General features: G+C 36.2%; 1 protein-coding gene. It reads right to left on the reverse strand.

What is annotated here, in order from left to right:
* Positions 1-1292, reverse strand: a 1292-nt coding sequence (locus ACOEN1_RS13410; RefSeq protein ID WP_422487397.1) for an ISLre2 family transposase, incomplete at its 3' end; no start/stop codon positions are given.
* Between the last annotated feature and the right edge of the window lie 123 nt (positions 1293-1415).

The raw sequence follows: 1415 nt of genomic DNA on the forward strand, positions 1-1415 counted from the left end.
ATGTTTTGTATCCCTGCTTCTTTGGCTTTTCTTGCTCGTTTTGCGACTCGTTTGTCGAACTCTATTATCTTTGTTTCTTCTTTTTTATCTTCTTTGCTTCTCTTTATGTATTCATAAAAATCTCCACCATTGCTCTTATATACTCTCATGCTGCTCATTATCCTTAAACCTTCTCTGGACCATCCCATCGGTCTTGAACTTACTCTGTCTGACATTATATGGCTTACATGGCCTTCTGCACTGCATCCTACATAGTCTTTTTCCTTCTGTCTCTGGATTCCTTCCCAGTTGTTCATTATGTATCTCTTTGTTTCCTTTACTGCTTCTCTTTTTGTTTCTGATTCTGTATCTTCTATTATTATATTTAACAGTTCTTTTACTTCGTCTCTCATCCCCAAATTTATATGGGTCCATATGGGTTTGCTCATGTAGTCTTTGTGGGCTGTTGCTTTTCTTATGTATTTTGATAGGTGGAATCTGTCTAGTACGTACTTTGATTTGTCTATCCAACCTAGTCCTTCTTTTATCCAATTTGCTCCGTCTCCTGAAAGATATATCTTTTCTACTTGGGTCATGTCATAGGTTTCTTCCAGGTAATTTGCTACGTCTATCCACATCTCTTGGTTATTGTTCTTTACATCTGAGAAATATCTCTTGTTCTTTAGTTTATATCTATTCTTGTTAACTTCTGTTTTTCCTTCATGTACATATGCTATCTTTGCTATCGCTGATGGTCCGTTTTGCATTGCTACATGATCTTCGTCTGCTTCTATGTATAGTACCCTTGGGGTATCTTTCTTGTTTGTCTTTACTGCGTCGTTTGGTATTGTCTTTAGGCTTTTTATTGCATTGCATACGCTCATCCTTGATGTTATTCCGCTTTGTGACAATTGGTCTATGGATTTCTGATATGACATGGTTGCTGCATTCTTTACCAGTCTTGCCCTTAAGCTGTCTTCCATTCTCTCATGAGGTTCTATTCCCACCTGATTATCAAGTAGGTGCGCATATTTTCCTGTGGCCTTGTTTTGGTAGTAGGTTCTTTTGTATCTTACTTCTCCCAATACTGTATTGATTGTCTTTTCTTCCGCTTTTCTTTCTACTACCCATTCTTTTTTTCTTTCTCTGCTCTTCTTTATTTCATCATCGGTTGACTCTAAAAGATCTTTTACCATCATTGTTCCTAATTCTAATACCATTTCTTCTGTTGATGTCACCACTGTACTAATGTCTGTTTCTCCTGTTAGCATCTTTTCATAATTTTCTTGCTGTGTTTTAGTGATTAATTCCATTGCTTGTTGTATAATATTCATGAGAATAGATTCCTCCGTTCGTATTGGTTTTTTCCTCAAAATTAATCATACCATACGGAGCTCTATTCTCATTTATTTTTCCTACAGTTATTTTACACTAAC

Origin of the sequence: Gudongella sp. DL1XJH-153 (assembly GCF_049310905.1) — a bacterium.
Lineage (GTDB): Bacteria > Bacillota > Clostridia > Tissierellales > Tissierellaceae > Gudongella.